This is a genomic window from Devosia sp. A449 (assembly GCF_054489375.1).
The window spans coordinates 19578-39085 of sequence record NZ_JBTMWU010000013.1 but is presented as its reverse complement, the minus strand read 5'-3'; the positions used below and the strand labels follow the sequence as shown (position 1 = coordinate 39085).

20 protein-coding genes and 1 pseudogene are annotated in these 19508 nt (G+C 61.7%); 13 read left to right on the top strand and 8 right to left on the bottom strand.

Going from position 1 to position 19508, the window contains the following annotated elements:
* The 3 genes from ACX3OW_RS21545 to ACX3OW_RS21535 all read left to right on the top strand — a co-directional run.
* Positions 1 to 537, top strand: a 537-nt coding sequence (locus tag ACX3OW_RS21545; protein WP_459097840.1) for a TIGR02186 family protein, incomplete at its 5' end; no start/stop codon positions are given.
* Positions 538 to 676: 139 nt separating this feature from the next.
* Entirely contained in the window at positions 677 to 1894 is a 1218-nt protein-coding gene (locus ACX3OW_RS21540; protein ID WP_459097839.1) for a pyridoxal phosphate-dependent aminotransferase, read from the top strand.
* On the top strand, positions 1891 to 2331 hold the full coding sequence (locus tag ACX3OW_RS21535; protein ID WP_459097838.1) for a RidA family protein: 441 nt from the start codon (positions 1891 to 1893) through the stop codon (positions 2329 to 2331). Before ACX3OW_RS21540 ends, ACX3OW_RS21535 begins: the two co-directional genes overlap by 4 nt.
* A gap of 16 nt (positions 2332 to 2347) precedes the next feature.
* On the opposite strand, the gene maiA is transcribed toward ACX3OW_RS21535, so the two are convergent.
* Genes maiA through fahA form a run of 4 tightly spaced genes read right to left on the bottom strand, consistent with a single transcriptional unit; the run spans position 2348 to position 5844 of the window.
* A complete protein-coding gene (maiA, locus tag ACX3OW_RS21530; RefSeq protein WP_459097837.1) occupies positions 2348 to 2995 on the bottom strand; it encodes a maleylacetoacetate isomerase in 648 nt (215 codons plus the stop codon).
* Positions 2992 to 3687, bottom strand: coding sequence for a fumarylacetoacetate hydrolase family protein (locus ACX3OW_RS21525; RefSeq protein ID WP_459097836.1), 696 nt, complete (start codon positions 3685 to 3687; stop codon positions 2992 to 2994). The genes maiA and ACX3OW_RS21525 overlap by 4 nt, the downstream gene beginning before the upstream one ends.
* Positions 3688 to 3712: 25 nt before the next feature.
* A complete protein-coding gene (locus tag ACX3OW_RS21520) occupies positions 3713 to 4564 on the bottom strand; it encodes a fumarylacetoacetate hydrolase family protein (RefSeq protein WP_459097835.1) in 852 nt (283 codons plus the stop codon).
* Positions 4565 to 4572: 8 nt separating this feature from the next.
* Positions 4573 to 5844, bottom strand: a complete 1272-nt coding sequence (gene fahA, locus ACX3OW_RS21515; protein ID WP_459097834.1) for a fumarylacetoacetase — start codon at positions 5842 to 5844, stop codon at positions 4573 to 4575.
* Between the two features lie 209 nt (positions 5845 to 6053).
* Here fahA and ACX3OW_RS21510 point away from each other — a divergent pair, with 209 nt between their 5' ends.
* From ACX3OW_RS21510 to ACX3OW_RS21480, 7 genes are all read left to right on the top strand, one after another.
* Positions 6054 to 7679, top strand: coding sequence for an ABC transporter substrate-binding protein (locus ACX3OW_RS21510; RefSeq protein ID WP_459097833.1), 1626 nt, complete (start codon positions 6054 to 6056; stop codon positions 7677 to 7679).
* 162 nt (positions 7680 to 7841) lie between these two features.
* On the top strand, positions 7842 to 8807 hold the full coding sequence (locus ACX3OW_RS21505; RefSeq protein ID WP_459097832.1) for an ABC transporter permease: 966 nt from the start codon (positions 7842 to 7844) through the stop codon (positions 8805 to 8807).
* Entirely contained in the window at positions 8804 to 9718 is a 915-nt protein-coding gene (locus tag ACX3OW_RS21500) for an ABC transporter permease (protein WP_459097831.1), read from the top strand. The genes ACX3OW_RS21505 and ACX3OW_RS21500 overlap by 4 nt, the downstream gene beginning before the upstream one ends.
* Before the next feature lie 2 nt (positions 9719 to 9720).
* On the top strand, positions 9721 to 10791 hold the full coding sequence (locus tag ACX3OW_RS21495; RefSeq protein WP_459097830.1) for an ABC transporter ATP-binding protein: 1071 nt from the start codon (positions 9721 to 9723) through the stop codon (positions 10789 to 10791).
* The gene (locus ACX3OW_RS21490) at positions 10788 to 11840 is read left to right on the top strand and encodes an ABC transporter ATP-binding protein (protein ID WP_459097829.1); all 1053 of its coding nucleotides are present in this window, start codon (positions 10788 to 10790) and stop codon (positions 11838 to 11840) included. Before ACX3OW_RS21495 ends, ACX3OW_RS21490 begins: the two co-directional genes overlap by 4 nt.
* A 44-nt stretch (positions 11841 to 11884) precedes the next feature.
* The gene (locus tag ACX3OW_RS21485) at positions 11885 to 13054 is read left to right on the top strand and encodes an alpha/beta hydrolase family protein (RefSeq protein ID WP_459097828.1); all 1170 of its coding nucleotides are present in this window, start codon (positions 11885 to 11887) and stop codon (positions 13052 to 13054) included.
* Positions 13055 to 13096: 42 nt separating this feature from the next.
* On the top strand, positions 13097 to 13765 hold the full coding sequence (locus tag ACX3OW_RS21480) for a GntR family transcriptional regulator (RefSeq protein WP_459097827.1): 669 nt from the start codon (positions 13097 to 13099) through the stop codon (positions 13763 to 13765).
* Between the two features lie 328 nt (positions 13766 to 14093).
* Here the strand turns inward: ACX3OW_RS21480 and ACX3OW_RS21475 are convergent, their stop codons facing one another.
* Both ACX3OW_RS21475 and ACX3OW_RS21470 read right to left on the bottom strand, forming a co-directional pair.
* A complete protein-coding gene (locus ACX3OW_RS21475) occupies positions 14094 to 14609 on the bottom strand; it encodes a GFA family protein (protein ID WP_459097826.1) in 516 nt (171 codons plus the stop codon).
* A gap of 30 nt (positions 14610 to 14639) precedes the next feature.
* Positions 14640 to 15005 carry a VOC family protein gene (locus tag ACX3OW_RS21470; protein WP_459097825.1) on the bottom strand — a complete coding sequence of 122 codons (366 nt, stop codon included), beginning with the start codon at positions 15003 to 15005 and terminating at the stop codon, positions 14640 to 14642.
* A gap of 114 nt (positions 15006 to 15119) precedes the next feature.
* Here ACX3OW_RS21470 and ACX3OW_RS21465 point away from each other — a divergent pair, with 114 nt between their 5' ends.
* From ACX3OW_RS21465 to def, 3 genes are read left to right on the top strand one after another with little or no spacing between them, the layout of a single operon-like run.
* Positions 15120 to 15764 (top strand): TetR/AcrR family transcriptional regulator, encoded by a 645-nt coding sequence (locus tag ACX3OW_RS21465; protein WP_459097824.1) that lies wholly within the window; start codon positions 15120 to 15122, stop codon positions 15762 to 15764.
* A gap of 31 nt (positions 15765 to 15795) precedes the next feature.
* Complete coding sequence (locus ACX3OW_RS21460) at positions 15796 to 16458, top strand: glutathione S-transferase family protein (protein ID WP_459097823.1); 663 nt, start codon at positions 15796 to 15798, stop codon at positions 16456 to 16458.
* A 40-nt stretch (positions 16459 to 16498) separates the two neighbouring features.
* Positions 16499 to 17029, top strand: a complete 531-nt coding sequence (gene def / locus ACX3OW_RS21455; protein WP_459097822.1) for a peptide deformylase — start codon at positions 16499 to 16501, stop codon at positions 17027 to 17029.
* 235 nt (positions 17030 to 17264) lie between these two features.
* On the opposite strand, the pseudogene ACX3OW_RS21450 reads toward def, so the two are convergent.
* Together ACX3OW_RS21450 and ACX3OW_RS21445 are read right to left on the bottom strand one after the other, a co-directional pair.
* Positions 17265 to 18423: pseudogene (locus ACX3OW_RS21450) on the bottom strand (IS3 family transposase).
* 142 nt (positions 18424 to 18565) lie between these two features.
* On the bottom strand, positions 18566 to 19396 hold the full coding sequence (locus ACX3OW_RS21445) for a MurR/RpiR family transcriptional regulator (protein WP_459097821.1): 831 nt from the start codon (positions 19394 to 19396) through the stop codon (positions 18566 to 18568).
* Positions 19397 to 19508: the final 112 nt, after the last annotated feature.

The following is a 19508-nucleotide window of genomic DNA, read 5'->3' as shown; positions in this document are numbered from 1 at the left end:
AACCGCGTCGCCCGCCAGATGACCAATAATTTCGGCGCCTGGATCAACACCGATCAGGTCGAGTTCCGCAATTTCCCAAGCTATTTCCACGTGCTGTCGAGCAGCCGGCTGACCGACATCACCGACGTCACCACGCTGACCGCCAACGCCATCCTGCCCGAGGCCTATACGCTGTCGACCACCAGCGCCGACTGGTGGAAGACCGCAATCTTCGGTCGCGAACTGGTGCGGCTGATGACCGAGGAAGGCCTGTTCGGGGTGCAGGAGAACGCCGTCAATTTCCTCGCCGACAACTTCTATTCGGCCCGCCTGACCCTGCCCAGCAATGCGCCGCCCGGCCCCTATATCGCCCTGACCTATGTGTTCAAGAATGGCGAGATCATCGCCCGCAAGTCGGAAGGCTTTGCCGTGCGCAAGATCGGCTTCGAGCGCTTCCTGGCGCTGACCTCGGTGCAGCAGCCATTTCTCTACGGCCTGGTCTGCGTGCTGCTGGCGCTGTTTACCGGCTGGCTCGGTGGCGTGGTGTTCAAGCGCTAGCCGTACACCAGAAAACCGCAAGAAAACTGTCAGCATGCTGCCAGCAGAAGCAGACAAAGCGCGCTCCACAACCGCTGCACCGCGTGTATAAATCGACACACCGTGCGTTCAGGAAACCCGGCGGCCGTGAGGGACGAAGATGAGCCTGATAGAGACCAAATACGCCCAGCTGGCCACCGACAACGCCCCCGGCCAGGAAGCTCGCCAGAGCGCCGCCGGCCTGGAGGCCGGCCTGCGCGGAGCACGCATCGAAGGCCGGCCAGTGGATTTTTCGCATGGCGACGTCGATGCGTTTCATCCGACGCCGGGCGCTTTTGAAGCCTTTACCGCCGGCGTCAACCGGGGCGGCGAGCAGGCCTATACCGAGTATCGCGGCAGCCTGGCGATCCGGGAGCCCCTGGCTGAGCGGCTCGCCGACTTCACCGGCGCGCCGGTCTCGGCCAGTGACGGCATGATCATCACCCCCGGCACGCAAGGTGCCCTGTTTCTGGCGGTAGCAGCGACGGTGGCTGCGGGAGACAAGGTGGCCGTCGTGCAGCCCGACTATTTCGCCAACCGCAAACTGGTGCAGTTTTTCGACGGCGTGATGGTGCCGATCAAGCTGGACTATCTTGGCGGCGGCGCAGGCGCCGGACTGGATCTCGGCCAATTGGAAGCCGCGTTCCGCGACGGCGCGAAGGTGTTCCTGTTCTCCAATCCGAACAATCCCGCCGGCACGGTCTATTCCAGCACCGAAATCAGCCAGATTTCACGCCTCGCGCAGGCCTACGGCGCCACCGTCATTGTCGATCAGCTCTATTCCCGCCTGCTTTACCAAGGCCGCGACTATACCCATCTGCGCGCCACCGATATCGACCCCGACAATGTCATCACCATCATGGGGCCATCCAAGACCGAGTCCCTGAGCGGCTACCGTCTCGGCGTCGGCTTTGGCTCCAGCACGATCATTGCGCGCATGGAAAAGCTGCAGGCCATCGTCTCATTGCGCGCGCCGGGCTACAGCCAGGCCGTGCTCAACACCTGGTTTGCCGAGCCCGCCGGCTGGATGGCTGAACGCATCGCGCTGCATCAGGCCATCCGCGACGCGCTGATCTCCCGCTTCACCACGGTGGAAGGCCTGAAAGTCCGCGCGCCGGAGGCGGGCAGCTATATTTTTCCCACCCTGCCCCCGCTGGCCGTCTCAACCCAGGATTTCGTCAAGATCCTGCGTCACCAGGCCGGCGTAACCGTCACCCCGGGCTCCGAATTCGGCCCGCATTCGCTCGATAGCGTGCGATTGAATTTTTCCCAGGATCACGCGGCCGCAGCCGAAGCCATTGATCGGATGGTGCAATTGATCGAGCGGTACCGGACATGAGCGCCCAGCCAGCGCCGGGCCCCGTGCCGCAGGGCCTCTATCTGGCGGCCCGCCGCCACGGCGATCTGGTTTACACCTCAGGCATGACCCCGCGCCGCGCTGGCGTGCTGACCAGCACCGGCAAGATTGGCGCCACCGACCCGCTCGACAGCCACCAGGACGCTGTCGTCCTGGCCGCAAGCAATGCGCTGATCGCCGCCCGCAATCTCTGTAGCGAGCACGAGGCGGTCAGCCACATCCTCAGCATGACCGTCTTCATCGCGGCAAAGCCCGATTTCCAGCAGCATAGCAAACTGGCCGACTATGCCTCCCAATACCTGCTCGATGAATTGGGCGCGCAGGCCATCGGCAGCCGCGCCGCCGTCGGCGTGGCCTCGCTTCCATCGGACGCCCCGGTTGAAATCCAGCTTGTCGCCGTGATTTCTAACATCCCCTGATCGCCGGCGAATGACGCTACAAAGCGTCGGGCTGCGCCTCTGGACCACCCTCGATGAAAGCCGGGAGCGCGCCACAAGCATCGTAAATTCTGCCGATGGTCGGATAGTCTTCAAGCCCTATCTTGAAGCGGCGATTGTTGACGACCTGGGCATAAAGACAGATATCGGCGAAACCCGGCTTATCGCCGTGGCAGAATTTTCCGGTTCGCGGGTCATTGGCCAACATCGCTTCAAGCGGCGCGAATGTCGTCCGGACCCAGTGCTGGAACCAGCGCGCACGCGCCTCGGTATCGAGGCCCAGCTCCGCCTCCAGATAGGTCAGCACTTTCAGGTTGTTGAGTGGATGAATGTCGCAAGCGATCATCGCCGCAAGGCCACGCACGCGCGCACGGTCCAACGGATCGGCCGGCAACAGCGCCGGATCGGGAACAGTTTCCTCCAGATACTCCATGATCGGGATCGACTGCGTCAGCGCCTGTCCATCGACAACCAGCGTGGGCACCACGCCGTGCGGATTGATTGCCAGATAATCGGGCGATTGCTGCGCGCCCTCGCGCAGGTTCCAGGCGACATAATCATAATCGAGCCCCTTGAGCGCCAGGGCCACCCGCACGCGGATCGAGGTCGATGAGCGGAAGTAGTTATGCAGGGTCAGCGCACTCATTCGCGCTGACCAATCGTCGTCGTGACCGCGCTCAGACCCGTCACCGAGACAGTGCAGACGTCGCCGGGAAGGAGCGGCCCAACGCCCGATGGGGTGCCGGTATAGACCAGATCGCCGGGACGGATCCGCACCGAGGTCGACAGCGCCGCAATGATTTCAGGAATCGACCAGACCATCGCTGCCAGCGGGCTGTCCTGCCGTTTGTCGCCGTTGACCAGCAACTGAAGACGCGCTTCCTCCGGAAGTTTGCCAGCCACGGCACGATGCACCGCGCCGCAAACAGCCGACTTGTCGAACGCCTTGCTCCAATCCCAGGGGCGGCTCCGGTCGCGCAGGGCAAATTGCAGATCGCGACGCGTCAGATCATTGCCCACGGCATAGCCGAAGACATGATCGAGTGCGTCTTCGACCGGAATGTCGGTCCCTTCCTTGCCGATGGCGATGACCAGCTCGGCCTCGTGGTGAAAATTCTCCGTCAGCTGGGGATAGGGCACCGTTGCGCCGTCCTCAACGATGGCGTCGATCGGCTTGGTGAAAAAGAACGGCGCCTCGCGCTCCGGCACGAAGCCCATCTCGACCACGTGGTCGGCATAGTTCCGCCCCACGCAAAAGATGCGCCGCAAGGGGAAGCGGGCGTCCTCGCCGGCCACGGGCAGGCTCTGGACGGGCATGGGTTCGACGACATAGCTCATGATGAAATCCTTGATGAAGGTGAAATTAGTGGACCGCGACCTGCATGGTGCCGATGCTTTCGATCCAGGCGGTGATGGTGTCGCCGGGTTTCACTGCACCAACCCCTTCGGGCGTACCGGTGAACAGCAAATCGCCGGGCCTGAGCGTGTAGAAGGACGACGCCAGGGCGATCAGGGACGGCAGGTCCCGCAGCAGGTCGGCCGTTGACGCTTGCTGGCGCAACTCACCATTGACCCGCAGTTCCAGTCCGAGTTGGCCGGGGTCCGCGATCTCGTCAGCCGTCACCATCCAGGGACCGATGACGCTGAACGTATCCACCGATTTCCGCATCGACCGCTCTTCGGTGCCGCGCACCGTCATGTCGAGGCCGACGCAATAGCCGGCCACGTAGGCAAGCGCCTCCTCCGGCGTCACCCGATCGGCGGTCTTGCCGATCACCGCAACCAGTTCGATTTCATGATCGTTGCGCCGGTCGGCATGACGGATCATCACCGGATCGGATGGGCCGATCAGCGAGCTTGTCGCTTTCAGAAACAGCCCGGCCCTGTCGATGTCGAGGATGGTTTGGTGATGATGGATGGCCGCATCGCTGCGAGCCTCTTCGATATGTTTGCGGTAATTGACCGGGGCAGCCACGATCTTGCGCGGTGAGGCCACCGGCGGCAGCAGGCGCACGCTGGCAAGGTCGACGGAATGCGCCCCCGCCAACATGGCTTCGATGATTGGCCGCAGTTCCGGCAAGGCCGCGATCAGCGGGTCATGCTCGGGCAGCGGATAGCGAAAAACCGGCAGCCTATCGAGCACAGCCGACACGTCATAGACGCGGTTGTCGCGTACGACGCCCAGGCGATTATCATTGAAACGGCAGATTTGCATGACCGCCGCTACCGCTTTGGCCAGGCATGGGCAGGCATAATCTGTCCGTCACAGGAGCCAAAGCCGATGCGGTAGCCTTCGCCCTGGGCCCAGCCTGTCATCCGCACGCTGTCGCCATCTTCGAGGAAGATCCGCTCCAGCCCGTTCTCCAGCTGAATTGGGTCGCGCCCGCCCCAGCTCTGTTCCATCATGCAGCCAAATTGGCGACGTTCGGGGCCGGAAATGGTGCCCGAACCCAGCAAGTCGCCCACCTGCATGCGGCAACCGCTAATGGCGTGATGGGCGAGCAGTTGCGGCGCGGAATAATATAGATGCCTGGTGTTGGTGGACACCAGCCGCGCCGGCTCCACCGCACCCGCCCCCAGCCATGCTTCGATATTGATATCGAGGCAATAATCGGCCGGTTCTTGCAGATAGGGCAGCAGCGGAACGTCACGTTCGGGCGACGGCACACGGAAAGCGGCGAGCGCCGCCTGCGGCACAACCCAGGGACTGATCGTGGTCGCGGTGGCCTTTGACTGGAAGGGGCCGAGCGGCTGGCCTTCCCAGCGCTGAATATCGCGCGCCGACCAGTCGTTGAGCAGCACGAAACCAAAAATATGCTCATGGGCTTCAGCGACGCTAAGAATGTCGCCGTGGGCGGTCGACGTCCCGACGACGGCCCCAAACTCCACTTCAATATCCAGCCGACGGCTGGGACCGAAATGCGGACCTTCCTCGCCTTCAACGAGGAATTGACCAAGCGGGCGGCGGACCGGCGTACCCGAGACCACCACCGAGGAGGCGCGCCCGTTATAGGCGATCGGCATATGCGGCCAGTTTGGGGTGAGGGCGTTGTTCGCCCCCCGCAGAATTGTGCCGGAATTGACGGCGTGCTGCCGGCCGGCGAAGAAGTCGGTGTAACCACCCACGCGGAACGGCAGGTGCAGGCTGACCGATTCGAGGGGCAGCAGCGCTGCGTCCCGCAAGCGCGCATTGTCCCGCAAAGCCGGGGAGCCATCCTCGGCCAGAAGCTCGGTCAGCCCGGCGCGGATCGCGTCCCAGACCGCCCTGCCCTGCTCCATGAAACTGTTGATAGAATCTTGCTCAAAACCACAATCGGCGGCCACTGCGCCCAGCAATCCGGCATCGCTGAGCGCCGCGAGGTCGATCACGCTATCCCCGATGGCGACGCCACAGCGCGGCGCGCTGCCCGGCGTGGAAAACACCCCATAAGGCAAGTTTGCCAACGGGAAATCACACTTGGGCTCATTCGCCCCCGGAACCCAACTGTGTCGCATGTAAGCCCTCCAACTTGTATCAACCCACCAAAAGTGTATCCACTTTCGTCGTTGATCCGCTATTATCCAGCAATATTTGATTGACACAAGTGCTTTTGGTATACACTTTCAGGCATGCCAGAGGAGGCACTCCTGCAATCCCAGCGGGGAGCAACAGGCAGTCGGGGCGCCGGCAACACATGCCGGACAATTTCGAGGAGGAAACAACGATGACGCTTTCTGCACGATCGTGGCGGGCCATGGCCCTGCTGCCGATGAGTATCGCGCTTATGACGGGGACCGCCCAAGCTCAGACACTGGGCGAGCCGGTTCCCGAACTCCAGATCGCCTATTACGCATCAGACATGGGGCCGATGTACGAACAGTCCGCCCGCGTCATGAGCGAAGAATGGGCCAAGCTCGGCCTGAGTTTCCAGCTGCAGCCGGTGCAGTTCAGCGCCTTCATCTCCAACATCATGGTCGGTGGCGGCCTCGAGGATATGGCCGTCTTCACCGTGGGCGCCGATCCGGACCGCGTTGATCCCACCTACTGGCTCTATGACCTTGGCGCCTGTGGCGCGCGCCGCAATGGCGCAAAATGGTGCGACGAGGAATTTACCGCACTGGCCACCGCCCAGCGCAGCCAGGTCGATCAGGCTCAGCGCCTTGAAACTGTCTATGCCGCCCAGCAGCGCTTCTACGATCAGGCGCCCTGGTGGCCCGCGACCAACACGGTTTACGGCATCCTGTGGAACAGCGACAAATGGGACAATGTGACCAGCCCGGCGCCGGTCGCGGCCCATGAAGGCTTGGTAGACCCGTGGCTATCGGCTGTTCCCAAGACCGATGACCGCATTCTGGACTGGGCCTATCTGGAAGACGTAACAACCTACAATCCGCTCGCCGAAGAAGGTGCCGTGGGTTGGCTACGCTTCGTCTACGACACCTTCGCCAAGAACAACGCACAGGGCGAGACCGTGCCGTGGGCCGCCGAATCCTGGGAGTTCACCGATCCCCAGACGGTCCGCATCGTGCTACGCGACGGCATGACTTTCCACGACGGCAAGCCGGTCACCGCTGCCGACGCGGCCTTCACCCTCAACATGGTCGTCAAGGCACAGCCGCCGGCCATGAGCTCGCGCATCGCCAATCTGGAGAGCGCCGAAGTCATTGACGAGCGCACTTTCGACGTCAAACTCAAGACCTCGGACGCCGCCTTCGTCACCACTGTGCTGACCTATCTCTTCATTCTGCCCGAGCATCTGTGGGCCGACTATGAAGGTGACGTGACGGCTCGTGATGTCGTCGCTGACGGCGTGGCGATCGGCAGCGGGCCGTTCAAGTTCAAGACCTGGCGCATGAACGAGGTCCATGAACTCGACACCAACACCGCCCACTTCAACGCACCGCAATATGACGGCCTGCGCCGCCTGGCGCTTGGCCAGGCCGACGCCATCCGTTCGGCCATGCTTTCGGGTGCGGCAGACATTGCGACGACCGTTCTGCCGGTGGCAGCCATGAGCGACCTTGCGGCTCAGGAAGCGTCTCTCGACTTCCTCGAGATTCCCTCGCATGGCTCGCTTCTGGTCTGGCTGAACAACCAGAAGGCGCCCTTCACCGATCTCGCCTTCCGTGAGGCTCTGCGCCTTGCCACCAACAAGCAGCGCGCTGCAGTTGAAGGCTGGCTCGGTTTTGCGGTGCCGGCCGGCGAAGGCTCGGTGCCAACCCAGTTGGGCATGTGGCACAACCCCGATCTCAAGCCCATTCCGTTCGACATCGACGCGGCTCGTGCCACGCTCGAAGCCGCCGGTTATGGCTGGGATGCCCAGGGTCGCCTGCATTATCCGCCGAACTAAATGCAAGAATGGCCCGCCGCCAACGCGGCGGGCCATTTCGCTCCGGAGCGCGATGGCGGTTTGACTGGATCAGACCCTCGCTCCAAATCTTGTGGTCGCGAGCCATAGCCAACAGCCGGATTCGCACCCCACCCCTGGCCGTTCCTTGCCGGAGAAAACCCGATGAGAGCCTATATTCTGCGCCGCCTTGCGCAAGCCCTAGTGGTCGTTTGGGCCGTGACCACGATCATGTTCGTGATGTTCCGCGTGATGCCGGCCGACCCAACGGCCGTTCTGATGGAACGCGGCATGACCGACGCGGCCCGCGAGACCCTTATCGCGCAGTGGGGCCTGAGTGGGTCACTCTGGGACCAGTATCTGCATTACATGGGCAATCTGCTGCGCGGCGATTTCGGCGCGTCCTTCTTCTACCGCAAGCCCGTCTGGGAAGTGCTCTGGCCGCTGATCGGCAATACGCTGTGGATCGCGGTGCCGGGGCTGCTGCTCGGGGCTTTTGCCGGCGCGGCGCTTGGCATGCTGGTGGGGTGGTCCAAACGCGGCGGCAAGATCGAGCGCGGCGGCATCTTCCTCGCCACGATCATTCGCGGCGCGCCCAGCTTCGTCATCGGCATCGCCCTGCTGACGGTGTTTTCGAGCACACTCGGCTGGTTCCCCGGTTTCGGCATGGGCGACCCCGGTCCGACCCAGGGCTTTGCCCGTTACCTGACGCTGGATTTCCTGCACCATCTCGCGCTGCCGCTGATCGCCGTCATCATTTATTTCCTGCCGGAAAACCTGCTGCTGATGCGCAGTGGCGTCGTGGAAAACCGCACTGAGGACTATATCGAACTGGTGCGGGCCAAGGGCGTTCCGGCCCGGCGCGTCGCCTGGCACGCAGCCCGCAATTCGCTGCTGCCGCTCATCACCTGGCTGTTTCCTGCCCTCGCCGAAACCATCGCCGGTATCGTCGTCATCGAAATCGTCTTCTCCTGGCCGGGCGTCGGGCGGGAACTGGTCCTGGCCGTTACGCGGCAGGACTATCCGCTGGCCCAGGCCGCATTCTTCCTGCTCGCCGTGATGATCGTGCTCGCCAACCTGGCGGCCGACCTCACCTACGGCAAACTCGATCCCCGGGTGGTCTACAAATGAGCCAATCGACCCAAGAACCCGTTCTGGCCCCCATTGCGGGCAAAGGGGTGCTGGCCGCGGCCCGCGAATCCTTCATCCTGCTGATGGGCGACAGCTTCGCGATTGCCGGCATGGTCATCCTCGCCATCTTCGTTGCCATCGCCATCTTCGCGCCATGGCTGGCGCCCTATGACCCATTCCAGGCGATGTTGACGGAAAGCGGACGCCTGCTGCGCCTCGCCCCGCCATCATCGGCCAATCCATTCGGGACGACGGCATTCGGCAACGACGTGCTCAGTCAATTCCTGCACGGCTTCCGCGTCGCCTTTGTCGTCGGCCTCGTCGCCGCCTTCGCGGTCGGCATCATTTCGACAGTGTTCGGCGTCGTAGCCGGCTACTTCGGTGGCTTCATCGACGACGTCCTGATGCGGATCACCGACGTCGCCCTCTCCATTCCGACCCTGCCCTTTTCGATCGTTGCCGTCGCCCTGCTCGGGCCGAGCATCGAGAATATCGTGCTGGTGATTACGCTGCTGTTCTGGCGCAATGGTGCCCGCATCATCCGCTCGGCGGTGCTCACCGAGCGCGAGCGGGTCTATGTGAAATGGGCCCGCGCGGCGGGTGCCTCCCATTTCCACATCATCATGCGACACATCCTGCCCAATATTTTTCGCGTGATCTTTTTGTGGATCACCATGTCGGTCGCCTTCGCGGTGCTGACCGAGGCGAGCCTGAGCTTTCTGGGGTTGGGCGACCCGACCGTGATCAGCTGGGGCCAGATGCTCAACACCGCCTTCTCCAGCGGCAGCCTGCGCACCGCATGGTGGTGGGTGCTGCCCCCCTCGCTCGGGCTGATCTTCCTCGTGTCGTCGCTCTATCTCATCGGACGCGGCTATGAAGAGCAGGCCAATCCACGACTGCGGAGGCGCTAGATATGACCGCTTTGCAAAGCCTGAACGAGCGCCTGGCGCAAAAGCCGGCCGCCCGGCTTGAAGTCAAAAATCTCTGCGTCGCCTATGGCACCTTCCGTGGCCCGTTCAACGCCATCGACAACGTCTCCTTCACCGTCGAGCCCGGGACCACCCTCGGCTTGGTGGGCGAGTCCGGCTGCGGCAAGAGCACGGTGGTCAAGGCCATCATGAATCTGTTGCCGGAAGCCACGACGGTCACCGGCGAAGTTCTGCTCAATGGCCAAAACATTCTCGGCCTGTCGGACAAGGCCCTGGAAAAGGTGCGCTGGACCCAGATTTCGCTGATCACGCAGAGCGCCATGAACTCGCTGGATCCGGTGCTGTGCATCGGCGACCAGATCGTCGAGTCCATCCTGGCGCATGAGAAAATCCCCTATAGCCTGGCCTGGGCGCGCGCCGAGGAAATGTTCACGGTGGTGGGGCTGCCGGCAGCGCGGCTGCGGGAGTTTCCGCACCAGTTCTCCGGTGGCATGCGCCAGCGCGCCGTCATTGCCATGGCATTGAGCCTCAATGCCGGGATGTTGCTCGCCGACGAGCCGACCACCGCGCTTGATCCGATCATGCAGGATCAGATCATGACCCGCATTCGCGGCATCCATGAGCATCTGCGCCGCTCGATGATCTTGGTGACACACGATATCGCCGTGGTCTCGGAAACCTGTGAAACCACCGCCGTCATGTATGCCGGCAAGCTGGTCGAATCCGGCGCCACCGCCGACGTGCTGCAGCGCCCGCGCCATCCTTATACGATGGGCCTGCAAAACGCCTTTCCCAAGCTGCCGGTCCGGGGCGCGCCCAGGCAGCCGCTGATCTCCATTCCGGGCACGGTGCCCAATCTGCTCATGCCGCCGCCAGGCTGCCGCTTTGCCTCGCGTTGCCCGTTTGCGACCGAGCTTTGCCATGCCGTGCAACCCGAGCTGATCCAATCACCCGATGGCCACGCCGTGGCCTGCCACTTTGCCGAGCGGGCGCCAGAATTCCGACTGGCTGCCCAGCAGGCCGAGACCTGGCGCGCCAAGGAGGCAGCGATATGACCCGCGCATCGACACCACCGGTCGTGACCGCCAAAAACCTGCAGACCCATTTTCAGGCGCGCGCCGGTCTGGTCAGCGCTCTGGCCGGCCGAACGCCGCCCGCCATCCGCGCCCTTGATGGCGTTGATCTCACCATTGGCGAGCGCGAAATCGTCGGACTGGTCGGGGAATCCGGCTGCGGAAAGTCCACGCTCGGCATGTCGCTGGTTCGGATGTACGAGCCGACCGGCGGCGATGTGCTCTATCGCGGCGAACCGGTCACCCACCTCAAGGGGCGGGCGCTCAAGCAATATCGGCGCGAAGCCCAGATCATCTTTCAGGACCCCTATAGCTCGCTCAATCCGCGGCTGACCATCGGTCAGATCATCGAGGAGCCGCTCAAGATCCACGGCATCGGCCCGGCCTCAGAGCGGCGGGCCCGCATTGCCCGCGCGCTGGACCATGTGCGTATTCCGGCCGCGACCCATCTCGACAGCTATCCCAGCGATCTGTCCGGCGGACAACGCCAGCGCGTTGCCATCGCCCGCGCCCTGGTGCTCGAGCCGCGCTTCATCGTCGCCGACGAGCCGGTCTCGATGCTCGACGTTTCCATTCAGGCCAGCGTTCTGGAACTGCTCGATGAGCTGTCGCGCGAACTCGGGCTGGCGGTCCTCTATATCTCGCATGACATCGCCACCGTCGGTTACATCTGCAACCACGTCGCCGTCATGTATCTGGGGCAGATCGTCGAAGAAGGCCCGGCCGAAGACATCCTGGCCGAACCGCTGCATCCCTATACGCAGCGCCTGATGGCGGCCATTCCCAACATGACGCCTGGCGCCGTCCGCAGCCGGATCGAACTGAAGGGTGACGTCCCCTCGCCACAGAATATTCCACCCGGATGCCGGTTCTCGTCGCGTTGCCCCTTCGCAAGTGATCTCTGCACCAGCGTCGCCCCCGAGCTGGCGACCCAGGCCGATGGAAGGCGGGTGCGCTGTCATCTCTACGACGGTGCCATTGCCGCGGCCCATCCGGGCCTCACCCCGCCGCGCGCTGAAATCGCTGCCTAAGCCGTCCGGACGCCGGAATTTAGCTATCTCTGGAGCACCACGTCGTGACCACGCATAAACTGACCTTTGAATGGAAGCATATCAGCTTCTCGGCGAACCAGAATTTCACCGAAACCTACGGCTTTTCCGGAAGCCAGGGGCGGACCAATCTTGAGGGCATCCTGATCGCGCCCGAAGGCGTGGCTTCAAAGACCCTGCTGATCTTCATGCATCCGGCCTCGACGCTGCAGCTACTGCCCCTGCCCCGCGCCCTGGCCGAAATGGGTCATCACGTGCTCTGCGCCGGCAGCCGTTACCAGCGCAACGACACTGCCCTCATCATGGAAAATGTCGTCCTTGATCTTGGGGCCTATGTCCGGGCGGCACGCCAGGAATGGGGCTATGACCGCGTCGTGCTGTGCGGCTGGAGCGGCGGCGGCTCTCTGACCATGCTCTATCAGGCCCAGGCTGAGCATCCCACCATCACCCAGACGCCGGCCGGCGATCCGCTCGATATCATCGGTGCGAAGCTCACTCCGGCCGATGCCGTGCTCAGCCTGGCCGCCCATGCCTCGCGTGCCACGCTGTTGACGGAGTGGCTTGATCCGTCCGTGCAAGACGAAAACAACCCGGACGACCGCGATCCCGCGCTGAATATTTATCGCCTAGGCTATGAAAGTGCCGCCCAGCCCTTCCCGCCGGAATTCATCGCCTCCTATCGCGCCGCCCAGCTGGCCCGCATGCAACGCATTACCAGTCAGGTGACCGATACGCTTGAGCGGCTGCGTGAGGCAGGCGGAAAAGAGCTAGAACGCGTTTTTGTCACCCACCGCACCATGGCCGACCCGCGCTTCCTCGACCCCTCCATCGACCCCAATAACCGCACGCCGGGCTGGTCTTATCTGGGCCACCCCGAGACGGTGAATAGCGGACCGGTTGGCCTCGGACGGCTCTCGACGCTGCGCTCGTGGCTGTCCCAGTGGTCTCCCGACCACACCAACGCCAATAGTCTCGTCACCGGACGCGTCGTGTCGGTGCCGTTCCTAGCCATCGAGTGTGGCGCCGACGATGCGGTGCCCCAGCCCCACACCAGTGCCATCTTCAATGTGGTTGCGTCCAAAGACAAAACCTTTAGATGCGTCGATGGCGCCAACCACTATTTCGTCAATCAGCCCAGCCAACTGGGCGAAGCCGGCAATATAGTGTCACAATGGTTGCGTGACAGAGATTTTTGAGGCGTCTGAGCCTTCGGGCAAGGTATCGGCGAGGTAGATGACATGAGCAAGGACATCTATGAGGCGATCAGGGGCCTCATTGCCGATGGCACCTATATTGGCGGCGACACCATGCCCGAGGGCGAACTGGCGACGCGGCTCGGCGTCAGCAGGACGCCGGTGCGCGAAGCTCTGCGCCGTCTGCAATCGGAGGGCGTCATCCGTCGCGAGGCCTATCGTCGGGCCACCGTTGCCGAAACCGACCCCGATGAGGTGATCCATATCTTTTCGGCGCGCGCCGCGCTGGAGCCGGTGGCAGTGGATCTTGCCATGGAAAAAGTCGACGACGCCTTCCTTGAGCGCCTGAAGGACCTCCATGATCGCATGGACCATGCCATCAAGGCCAAAGAGCCGGACCGGCGGGCCTATCGTGAACTGAATGCCGCATTCCACCGCGCCATCTGGACGCAAGGCGGCAATACGCTGCTGAGCGACATGATCAATTCGATCGCGCGCAAACCTCTCGTCAGCCCGACATTCAACAACTGGGAACGCGAGGAGCTGTATCGCAGCAATCGCCAGCACGGCGACATGGTTGAAGCTTTTGTCCTGCGCGACGCTGAATGGGCCCACGCCACCATGCGCGTACACCTGCTATCCTCCCGCGCCACCTACCGCAGAATTGGCGCCCTCGCCGCCGCTACGACGCCCCGCCCAAAGGACGCTGGCTGACTCTACTGGCATCGCACCGTCGGGCTTCTGCGCTATGAGGGGAGTTGGTGGGCCCACCAGTCCCCTCATTATCAGGATATTTCAATAGCTTAGGTTGGCTAACCCCTAAAAACCGGGGCATTGATCCAAAAAGCGAATTCTTGACAACGGCTAACCGTCTCAAGCCTCCCTAGCGCCCGATGACGACAGCGCCCTCCAAAGGTAGGAGCCGATGGAGGGCGACTTATTGTGTTGGAAACACAGGTCCGGGTGAACGGTAGTACACGCAGCTATACATAGTTGCCACAGTCGAGTGAATTTTGATCACGCGCACACCGAAACTTCAGCGTCATATGCGAAGCAAGGTTGCGACGCCGGAGGCCAGAAGCCTGGCCATGAAACCCATGGGGTACATCTGGGATACCGCTACATCCGTGGGAATCGTGACGCCATCCCGCTTGAACTTCGTGCAGATGCGCCATCGTAGCGATGGAGCGTCATTTCCAAATCGCCCCCGATAGATCGAGGTCCAATGCCGGACATCATCGAAGCGCATCATCATCGCCGAATTGCAGCATGTTGCTACAACGCGGCTAGTGGCTGATTGGGCGTTCAGCTTATGATCGACCAGCAGTTCGCTGCCCAACGTGCACCGGACACGATCTTTTCTGTAAAGAACGTATCCCGTGCCGCCGTCCTCATCGCAGACCGGGGGTGCGTCAGGTAATGCGGCGAGCGCCAGCGATCCGGCCTGACAATCATCGCAATAGCAGACGACACTCCCAATCGGCGCGCGCTCAGCTTCGAAATGAACACGACCGCAGGCACAGGAAACGTCCGCAAGTCTTTTTGAATCGAATGGCATCTCATTCCCCTCCCTGTCGATTGGCATCGTTCATCGGCTGCTGATCACGATCCTGTTGCCTTCGCTATCGTAAAACTCTGCAACCAGACGGCTGGGATCGTAGGGGGCTGGCATTGGCTCGGTTACAAACTCAACGCCCCTCGATTTAAGCGTACTAACCGTCGCTTCGACATTCTCGTCCACCAGCACCAGCACCGGCTCCGCAGAGCGCCCATCGTGGCCGCGTCGGATGAAATGAAGATTGGTGACAGCACCGGGAAGTTTCATCTCGATCCAGCGCCAGCCGTTATCACCCATGGGCTGATCTGCTTCTACTGAGCAATCGAAACGATCGACATAGAACGCCTTTGCGCGGTCCTGATCGAGCACGGGGAGTTCGGCGAACTGGATATGCATAGTGGCTCCATTACTACACGGTGTAGTTTCCATACTTGACAAAACTAAACCGTTTGGTATTTTTCTGTCAAGAACGTGGCGCAGAGGCGAATCTGGAGCCCAAACGAGAGAGCCATGACTTCGGAAAAAAGCCTCAGCAAATCAGAGCGTAAGCGCCACATCATTTTGGATGCCGCCACCGAGGTTTTCCTAAAACAGGGTTATGCGGGCGCGAGCATGGACGAGATCGTTACGCTTGCCGGCGTGTCCAAGCCGACAGTTTATAGCAATTTTAGCGGCAAAGAGACCTTGTTCGTCGAAGTCGTCACCAACATGTCCAATGCGACCAGCGATCATGTTCACAATCGGCCGCAGCCAGAGGTAGAAGACGTAAGGGCATATCTTGAAGAATATGCCCTTCGGCAGCTTACCGCAGTGCTTACCCCGCGGCTGATGCAGTTGCGCCGCCTCGTGATCGGCGAGGTCGGCCGATTTCCCGATCTGGCCCGCGTTCTTTGGGAAGGCGGCCCTCAACGCGCCATGGCTGCACTGGCTGGGGTCTTTGCACGGTTGAGCGAACGGGGGTTGCTGTCGATAGACGATCCGGCGCTGGCGGCCTCCCACTTCAATTGGTTGGTCATGTCGGAGCCGCTCAACCGCGCCATGCTGTTGGGAGACGGAGCCATCCCAAAGCCTGCCGATCTGCGTCGATACGCCGTAGACGGGGTGCGGGTCTTCCTGGCGGCCTACGGCAAGCCATCTGCTTCCGGGCAACCATAGAGTATATTATAGTTCGTTGGGAGCGTCGGAATTGAAGCTCTATTTCAGCCGTAACTACAATCCCCGTCTCGCTGTGGCGGTTGCCCGTTTTCTCGGCGCGCCAGTGGAGTACGAGTTTGCCGCACCGCTTCACCCCGAAGAGCAGGATCGCTTTCGCCCGTTAAACCCAAATCTGCGTCTCCCCATATTGTTCGACGGTCTCATCAGTCTCTGGGAAGCCGACGCCATAGCGTGTCGGCTGTCCCAACTCGTCGGTTCCGACTTTTGGCGAATGGGGGATGCCCTCCCTGACTTGATCCGCTGGCTCAGTTGGGGCACTTGGAATTTCGTGGCGGCCTGCGACAAGGTTCATTTTGAACGCGTAACGAAGCAGCGTTACGGGTTGGGACCGATCCGACAAGACGTGGTCACCGAGGGCCTGGCGCAATTTGCTGAGGCAGCGGCGCTGCTCGATGAGCACTTGCTCCAATCGACGTGGTTATTGGGAGACCGCATTTCCTACGCTGATTTTCGCATGGCCTGTGTTCTGCCATTTGCCGATTTGGCCGTGCTCCCGCTGGATCAATATGCGCGGATACGGAATTGGCACGACCGCCTTTGGGCGCTTGAGGCATGGCGCGATCCCTTTGCCGGATTGGAAGCGCCGGAACTACCTCCGCTGCAAACGTACGAGGGCGGAGCTGCACCAACCTGACCGGTCTTCCCCCACCCAAATTCCTGAAACGAGAGCGAACATGCCGGACAATCCTATTCTGCCCATTGACCACCCAATACTCTCCGCACCCTCTTTGCCTGTGGAACAGGTCAATGAGGAGATCATGAAATTAACGGAAACCATGTTCTCGATCATGGACCGCGAACGAGGCGCAGGATTGGCTGCTGTTCAGATCGGGCGGCCTCTGCGGATTGTCGTAATCGACATGCCTGACGCGGACGACCATCGCCATCGGTTCGCTATGCTCAATCCTGAGATCGTTCAGCTGTCGGACGATATGAGCGTGGCGGAGGAAGGGTGCCTTTCCATGCCTGGCTATGGCATTCCGGTGCCCCGCCATGGCGAAATTTCTGTAAGATACCTTGGTATTGACGGACGAGTGCATCAACTCGCGGCGACCGGGCCACTTGCCGTTTGTGTCCAGCACGAAGTAGATCATACCAACGGCGTCTTGTTCTTTGATCGTGTTTCTAAAATGCGGCGGCGACGCGCAAAGGATTACTTCCGAAACATTCGTCGACAATCCGAAGCGAGGCAAAAGCAAGGCTAATAGCGAAGACGCTAGTCCAGACCTGTGTCCAGGAAGGTTTTGGCATGTCGGGTGCTCTTCTCTCAGAGATGGTCGAGCTTGATGCGGCAACCCTTGCTGATCACACGTTCAAGGCTGGGGATATTTTTGATGTTGGCGAACATCGACCTCGTCTTGAAGCCTCACTAAACGCTTCCTTGGTCGTTAGTGTCCATCGGTGCGTGCTCTGCCCCACGTGAGCGGTCCGGTTGTATTGTTAGTGCATAGTCGGATTTGGCGCCACTTGGGGCGTCACTGATCCGCTTGGAGTTGGCGGCCATGAGATGGCCTCTGGCGCCGGTGGATTATAGCCCAACGACGAGTGCGAGCGCTCCGTGTTGTAGTGATGCCGCCAGCCTTCGATGACGATCTGGGCCTCCTTGAGGGTGTAGAAGATTTCTCCATCGAGCAGTTCATCGCGGAGTTTGGAGTTGAAGCTCTCGCAATAGCCATTCTCCCAGGGCTACCCGGCATGATCTACGCGGTCTTGGCGCCAACAGCAGCAATCCAGTCTCGCACGGCCTTGGCAACGAACTCAGGGCCGTTATCTGAGCGAATATGGCCCGGGGTTCCCCGCAGGATGAACAGGTCGGTGAGCACGTCGATGACGTCGACCGCCTTGAGCCTGCGGCTGATCCTGATGGCCAGGCACTCCCTGGTGTATTCGTCGATGATGTTGAGCATGCGGAACTTTCTGCCATTGTGGGTGCGACCCTCGACGAAGTCACAGAACCAGACGTGATTGGGATACTCGGGCCGCAGCCGGATGCAGGATCCGTCGTTGAGCCAGAGCCGCCCGCGTTTGGGCTGCTTTTGTGGAACCTTGAGCCCTTCTCGTCGCCAGATCCGTTCCACCCGCTTGTGGTTCACCATCCAACCAGTGCGATGCAGCATCGCCGTGATCCGACGATAGCCATAGCGGCCATATTGGGTAGCTAGTTCGATGATGTCAGCGGTCAGAGCCGCTTCATCGTCGCGGGTTTTGGGAGCCTTGCGCTGGGTGGATCGGTACTGACCGAGAACGCGGCAAGCTCGACGTTGCGAGATGCCGAATTGCTCAACCACATGATCCACGCAAGCGCGACGGCGAGCAGGGCTCAGTAGTTTCCCCGGGCGGCCTCCGCCAGGACCATCTTGTCCAGCGTCAGGTCGGATACGGCCCTGCGCAGCCGGGCGTTCTCCGCCTCAAGCTCCTTCAGTCGCTTCACCTGGTCGCCCTTGAGCCCACCATATTCCTTGCGCCAGCGGTAATAGGTTACTTCCGTCACGGCTATCGCGCGCACAGCCTCCGCGACCGTTTTTCCCTGCGAGGTCAGTACATCGACCTGCCGACGTTTGGTGACGATCTCTTCAGCCGTCGGACGTTTCCTAGCCATCTGCGTATCCTTTCAAAAGGGGAATATCCCATACTTCAAAAAGGACCACTTCTGTGGGGGCAGACCAAGTTGCTGTGCCATATCCATCTTGCCGGGGGCGACAGCACCACGGCGCGCCGGTATCCGCACCCACCACTCGGACCTACTTCGGCTCAATCGAGCCCATCCGCTTGCTCGCCACCGTCCAGTTCAGCTCCGTGGTCCGCGCCACAATCGCTTCCACCAGCGTGAACAGCGCGCCATTGGCGTCCCAGGTGCGGCCCATTTCGGTGCGGCAGGGCAGAACCAGTTTGGCGAAGCGGCTGACAGGGCTCATCCATTCATCGGTGATCAGCACAATTTGCGCTCGTCGCGCCACCAGATCGGCGGCCAGCACCAGCAGGCTCGGATCGTAGCGCCGCACGTCGAAAATAATGGCGGTGTCGCCCGGCTTGATGTCGATGAGCTGATCGGCCCGGCTGGCCGGCCGGCCATCGAGCCGGCGCACGCCGGGCCGGATCAGCCGCAGATGCGCTTCCAGATAGCCCGCCAGAAAATCGGTGAAGCGCCCGCCGGCCACATGGCAATTGCCCTTGTTCTCGGCCAGCCGGGCACACACCGCCTCAAACTCCGAGGCCGGGATCAGCGCCGCCGTGTCTTGCAGATTGGCCACGGTCTGGCTGATGAAGCGGTCGAAAAACTGCGCCTCCCCGCCCGCCGCAGGACCGGGACTGCGTTGCAGCGGCGATTTGGAGCGCTCCTCCATCTCCTCACGCAGCGCGCGCTGGAAATCGGGATAGGATTTGTAGCCCAGCTCGGAGACGAAGCGCAGCACCGTGGCCGCGCTGGCCCCCACCTGTTGGGCAAATTCGGCGACCGGTGCCAGCCCCAGCGTCGGATACGACCCCAATAGCCCCCGCGCCGCCCGCTTCTCGGCCGCCGTCAGGCGGTAGATGGCGTCGTGGACCCGGCCCGAAACTGACTTTCCTTCCATGCGCCCCTCTGAATTTATGATTTCAGTATTGACAGTTTCACTCCGTATGGAACTACTGATACAGAAGTTAACTGATCCTGCGTAGGGGCTCTGTGGACGTCAGCGGTGAAAA

Coding starts and splice junctions, on each gene's coding strand:
- ACX3OW_RS21540 (WP_459097839.1), top strand. CDS start 677: ATGAGCCTGATAGAGACCAAATACGCCCAGCTGGCCACCGACAACGCC.
- ACX3OW_RS21535 (WP_459097838.1), top strand. CDS start 1,891: ATGAGCGCCCAGCCAGCGCCGGGCCCCGTGCCGCAGGGCCTCTATCTG.
- maiA (WP_459097837.1), bottom strand. CDS start 2,995: ATGAGTGCGCTGACCCTGCATAACTACTTCCGCTCATCGACCTCGATC.
- ACX3OW_RS21525 (WP_459097836.1), bottom strand. CDS start 3,687: ATGAGCTATGTCGTCGAACCCATGCCCGTCCAGAGCCTGCCCGTGGCC.
- ACX3OW_RS21520 (WP_459097835.1), bottom strand. CDS start 4,564: ATGCAAATCTGCCGTTTCAATGATAATCGCCTGGGCGTCGTACGCGAC.
- fahA (WP_459097834.1), bottom strand. CDS start 5,844: ATGCGACACAGTTGGGTTCCGGGGGCGAATGAGCCCAAGTGTGATTTC.
- ACX3OW_RS21510 (WP_459097833.1), top strand. CDS start 6,054: ATGACGCTTTCTGCACGATCGTGGCGGGCCATGGCCCTGCTGCCGATG.
- ACX3OW_RS21505 (WP_459097832.1), top strand. CDS start 7,842: ATGAGAGCCTATATTCTGCGCCGCCTTGCGCAAGCCCTAGTGGTCGTT.
- ACX3OW_RS21500 (WP_459097831.1), top strand. CDS start 8,804: ATGAGCCAATCGACCCAAGAACCCGTTCTGGCCCCCATTGCGGGCAAA.
- ACX3OW_RS21495 (WP_459097830.1), top strand. CDS start 9,721: ATGACCGCTTTGCAAAGCCTGAACGAGCGCCTGGCGCAAAAGCCGGCC.
- ACX3OW_RS21490 (WP_459097829.1), top strand. CDS start 10,788: ATGACCCGCGCATCGACACCACCGGTCGTGACCGCCAAAAACCTGCAG.
- ACX3OW_RS21480 (WP_459097827.1), top strand. CDS start 13,097: ATGAGCAAGGACATCTATGAGGCGATCAGGGGCCTCATTGCCGATGGC.
- ACX3OW_RS21475 (WP_459097826.1), bottom strand. CDS start 14,609: ATGCCATTCGATTCAAAAAGACTTGCGGACGTTTCCTGTGCCTGCGGT.
- ACX3OW_RS21470 (WP_459097825.1), bottom strand. CDS start 15,005: ATGCATATCCAGTTCGCCGAACTCCCCGTGCTCGATCAGGACCGCGCA.
- ACX3OW_RS21465 (WP_459097824.1), top strand. CDS start 15,120: ATGACTTCGGAAAAAAGCCTCAGCAAATCAGAGCGTAAGCGCCACATC.
- def (WP_459097822.1), top strand. CDS start 16,499: ATGCCGGACAATCCTATTCTGCCCATTGACCACCCAATACTCTCCGCA.
- ACX3OW_RS21445 (WP_459097821.1), bottom strand. CDS start 19,396: ATGGAAGGAAAGTCAGTTTCGGGCCGGGTCCACGACGCCATCTACCGC.